The organism is Bartonella sp. CL435QHHD, from assembly GCF_042195095.1.
GTDB lineage: Bacteria > Pseudomonadota > Alphaproteobacteria > Rhizobiales > Rhizobiaceae > Bartonella.
Genome location: NZ_JBHINS010000009.1, coordinates 1 through 4,481 on the forward strand (window position 1 = coordinate 1; position 4,481 = coordinate 4,481).

Sequence of the window (4,481 nt, forward strand, 5' to 3'; positions counted from 1 at the left end):
TGAGAGAGAATGGGCGGCATTAAAAGTTAAACGCGCATGGCGAGGCTTGAGATTGATTAGTTCAAAATCCTTTTTTGAGCGAATTATAAAAAAATGCTTTGGCTGTGTTGCACATGAATATCAATAGAATATTATTCGTGCAGAATGTAGCTACCTTACGCTTGTCTGCCCCCATAATACTTTATGCTATGAGGCAATTGGCAACGGAGCCTTACAGAGCAATCTTTAAAGACCGTTTCGAGCTTCTTTGCCGCAGATTGTATTACAAACCCATAATTGAGTGATTTATGGCGAATTATTTTGAGTGCTCTTGTTGTGCTACGGGTTTTCAAAAATGATATGTGACATGGAAGCTGCTTATTTTTTCGTTTGCATGAGGCAAAGGCAAGAAGCAAAGGCGGAGGCACCAACAATCATGCAAAAGGTGAAAGCGATATGATTGTTGAAATGGCTGATGATCCATCCACTTGTCCATGAGCCGGCAGCTTGGCCAATATTTGAAATAACAAGAATATAACTAAAAAGAACACTGGCAGAGAGGGGTGAGGTTGTTTTCCCTGCTTGATAGTATATCTCTGGAATCATGACAGATTCATAGACACTGTAGGCAATTAACGCAGTCACAGCGGTAAAGACCCCACCTATGAGGAAAAATGAGGAGAAACTTCCCATAAAGCAGAGCAGATAAAAAGTTGCTTTATCGGAAAGGGTGAGATGTTTATTGATTATTCCTTGCCAGATACAAATACTGATGCCAACAATTGAAAAGAAAATTCCACTATAAGGGGCGAGATTTCTGTCAAATTTACTGAGAAGTGTTGTGGTGGTGATGAAAATTCCCATGAGGAATGTACAAAGCAAAGCCGTGACCAGCAAATAAGCAATAGAACGATTATGTATTATTGTTTTTAAAGAAGAAAGAAGAGCTTTTTTTGTTTTTTTATTCTTTTCAAGAGATAATGTTTTATGTGGGTAATGATAAACAATTTGAATGGATAGAACACAAAGATACAAACCAATGAGTGCAAAAAAAGCCATTAAGAAGGTTGATGCGTTGTATTTTATGGCACTCGTTGCAACAAGAGGGGCGATAACGACAGCAGCATTTTGAAAAAAAGAATAGAGAGTTAATGCGCGTTTAAGAGCATTTTCATTGAGATGTTCTGATAAAATTTCTCTCAAAAATGGCTTTGAAACTGCTTTCGAAAAAGCCATTAAGGTAAAAAAGATCAACCATGCAGAAGGTGTGAGCGATAGGATAATGCACACAAAAGCGCTACTCCTTAAAATAAAGGCGCTAGCCATTAAGAGTTTACGCGAAAATCTTTCTAATAAACCCGTTGTGGTTACCATGAGAATGCTTTCAAGGATTACTGATCCAGCGAGATAAAAAGCGACATTGGCAGCAGTTATGAGAGAAGAGTTTCCAAGCAAAGGGAGTACAAAGAAAAAGGAAAATTCAGAAAGAAAAACTGTGCTATAGATGAAAAAAGTTATTTTATTTTTGCCCATGGAATTTCCATAGAAGTGTCGTTAAATGATCAAATACATTTTGTTGTATCTCTTGAGGAAGTTTTGTCAGCCCTGTTTCTGCTGTGCACATTTCGTTGAAATAGGATCCTTCTTGATTCACCAGCCAGTCCAATGCAAGAATATTGTTTTTTCTACGATGTTTTTAGAAATATCGAGCATGATTTGGATTGAGCAACAATACTGTGCCCTGATGTTCGCGCAACAACCGTAAGATCATTGAGACCTTGATCCTATATCTTCTCCTGATGATTTTGACTATTCCCAATTCTTTTTGATAACCACCCAATCCTTTTTGATAACCACCCAATCCTTTTTGATAACCAATTGGCACCCCGCATTCTTGCTTTTCCATTTTATCCTTTATGAAGAGGATGTACTATCCCCCCATAGATTGTCAACATATGAATGGGATGAATGATTTTGTAACCTTTTAATGAAATTATATTTTTTTAGTGGAAGGTTATTCATTCTCTTGAAATAGAGAAGAAAAACGATAGAGTTCGCTAATCATTTTTCAAATCTCTTTTAGCGCATGCGTTGATATTTGCCTCCATGGCGTTGTAAAAAACCTCTCTCAACAAGAGTGCGTCGTAATCGGGCAAAGTCTATCGTAAAGAGGTTGCATATCTTGGAAACTTCCGTTTCGCTATAGATTTTTTCCTTTTGAAAGGCTTCACCAATTTTTGATAGCATCTCTTCTGTTTCTAAATGGCGGTCGCTTAAATTTTCCCTATTTCGCTCATGTTTATTTTCTAGCATTTTCCACACTGTCTCTTCGGCTTGAAATCCTGCTGTTGTGTTGTGAATAAGTCCAAGATTCAAAAGGCGACTGATGGATTTGTGAATGTTTTTGGCATCTGAATCGACATGTTTGAGGATATCAGTAAGATTTTTTGCACCAAGGATAATGGCGGCATAAACAGCGCGCAGTGTTGGTGAGGTCATGGCAGAGATCAGTGAATTGCGGGTATTGCGTTTGTGAAGGGTTTCTTTCCCCATGGGCAAAATATCATTGCGAATGGGAATTTCATTGATTTCTATGAGTTCTGCTTGGAGCGATTGTGCGCGTACAATTTGTTCGGCTGGGGTGCGTTTGCGAATAATCCCCAGACCACCCTGGCGATATTTGTGGTTTTCGGGGAGTGTTAAAGCTTCATAGGAGCCGTCAAGCCGGTAGAGAATTTCTTCCCAGATGGGAGTTCTGACGCGTCGAACCCGTTGTTCGCCATTGAGAGCAATTGTTGTTGTCATTGTTGGTTCATGCAGACATAGATAACCACCAGCGGTGATGTGTTCCCAAAGGGTTATAACAAATCGCACATCATCTGCGGGAGTTCCTGCATCAATCCAAGCAAAATCTATTGGCGCCCAAGATTTGAGGGTGCTTTCATCAAGAGAGAAAAAATTCTCATGGATAAATGTTACCATGTTTTTTTCAATACCGTCTTGAAGCAGTTTTTGCCATGCTTCTTCTGCTGATTGACCTTCAACTGTAAAATCATCAATGGTGATAAGCCGAGGTTCGTAATTCTCAAGGATTCCTGAAGGGTCAAGCAAAGCTGTGCGCTCTTCCCAGGTGGAAGATTCTAAAAGTTTTTTATCTTGTTGCCATGCTTGTTTTGCTTTTTGCAGTGCTTTAGCAATCAAGCGCGTACTATCACCAGCACCGATTTCAATGACTGTGCGCGGTCTTGCCATTTGAATGAGCGTGTAAATAAGTTCAGCACTATTTTCTGTTCCCATGCCAGGTCTTATCAGCTGCATCTTTTTATCCTTATAATTTTATCAATCGTAGCATTCCTGCTTTTACAAGAAACTTTATTGAATCCTCTAGCGGGTGTTGAATGTGCATTGGTGTGGTGGCTTGCTTCAAGAGATGTTTTGTTTTTTCATGAAGCCGGATTGTACGCCCATTGAGTTGATTAATGGCAAGACTGCCAAGAGAAGAATCTATGATAATACATGTTGGCTCTCGTAAAAGAGCGGTTGCATCATTTTCTGAAAATGCTTTTTGATCTGTTTTGATGAGACCGTGTTGTAAAAGTGATATCAAAAGACTCCCAGAGGCAAGAAGAGTACTATAGAATTGTATTTCTCTCAGTGATTGGACAAGGCAGCCTTCACGAAGTGCTTCAAATGTGGGAAAGTCGAATCCGCCAAATGCCGCTCCTTTTGTAGAAACAATGGTGATGGGTTGTATTTGCCGTTTGCCAATGAGTGCTGGTTTGTTTTTTATTATTTGTACATCTTTTGCCCATTGAATGTGTGATAAAGGATTGAGTTCACGTGGGTAGACAGCGAAAGAATTGATGGCTATAGGTGGTGTTGGTTTTTGCAATTCAAGTGTGTGGGAGCTCTCATGACAATCATGTCGCATATAGTCTGCAAGTTGCCATACATAACCGCCTGTTCCATTGTAAAAGTTTAAGCCTATAGGATCTTGTTGCATGATGTTAAACCGGTTTCTTCTGCTTTGAAATATCAAGTTTTGGCAATGGTTGTTTGCTAGGGTTGTTAGCTCTTCCACACTCAAGAGTGGTTCATCAAAGTCTTATTGGTTGGTATGGGGTTATAGGGGAGATACAATAATTTGATCAGGTGATGATTTTTATGCCATTTTTGGGTTTGGTTTGCCTGAGAGCAAAGATAGTAAAGTTCGTTAACCATTATCATATTCCTTTTTTTGTACGGCACTGTTCAAGATAAAACCTAATATGCCTGCGATCATTGTGGCGATGCCAATGATAAATAGTGTGCTTTGGGTGTGATGCACTTTTACAAAACCGGCTCCTAGAAAGCCAATGCACACCGCTGTTTGTATGATGAAAATATAGGCGGGCATTTGGTTGTTTCGGTGTTCTTTCTGGATGGCTTTCATCATAAAACTTGCCATTAGAGCATTTTGTACGCCGTTTGCACCCCCAAGGATAAAAAATGACAGCATCATC

General features: G+C 39.5%; 4 protein-coding genes and 1 pseudogene. All 5 read right to left on the reverse strand.

Going from position 1 to position 4,481, the window contains the following annotated elements; all coding sequences use genetic code 11:
- Window positions 1–357: 357 nt before the first annotated feature.
- The gene (locus ACFILH_RS00470; protein WP_375631796.1) at window positions 358–1,512 is read right to left on the reverse strand and encodes an MFS transporter; all 1,155 of its coding nucleotides are present in this window, start codon (window positions 1,510–1,512) and stop codon (window positions 358–360) included.
- 163 nt (window positions 1,513–1,675) lie between these two features.
- Entirely contained in the window at window positions 1,676–1,885 is a 210-nt protein-coding gene (locus ACFILH_RS00475; protein WP_375654700.1) for a hypothetical protein, read from the reverse strand.
- A gap of 173 nt (window positions 1,886–2,058) precedes the next feature.
- Entirely contained in the window at window positions 2,059–3,297 is a 1,239-nt protein-coding gene (locus tag ACFILH_RS00480; protein ID WP_375667200.1) for a DUF2087 domain-containing protein, read from the reverse strand.
- Between the two features lie 10 nt (window positions 3,298–3,307).
- Entirely contained in the window at window positions 3,308–3,982 is a 675-nt protein-coding gene (locus ACFILH_RS00485) for a hypothetical protein (protein ID WP_375637896.1), read from the reverse strand.
- Window positions 3,983–4,192: 210 nt separating this feature from the next.
- Window positions 4,193–4,481: pseudogene (locus ACFILH_RS00490) on the reverse strand (MFS transporter); the annotation flags it as partial.

Bases quoted from the DNA above. Each gene is read 5' to 3' on its own strand.
- ACFILH_RS00470 (WP_375631796.1), bottom strand. From the start codon at position 1,512: ATGGGCAAAAATAAAATAACTTTTTTCATCTATAGCACAGTTTTTCTT.
- ACFILH_RS00475 (WP_375654700.1), bottom strand. From the start codon at position 1,885: ATGGAAAAGCAAGAATGCGGGGTGCCAATTGGTTATCAAAAAGGATTG.
- ACFILH_RS00480 (WP_375667200.1), bottom strand. From the start codon at position 3,297: ATGCAGCTGATAAGACCTGGCATGGGAACAGAAAATAGTGCTGAACTT.
- ACFILH_RS00485 (WP_375637896.1), bottom strand. From the start codon at position 3,982: ATGCAACAAGATCCTATAGGCTTAAACTTTTACAATGGAACAGGCGGT.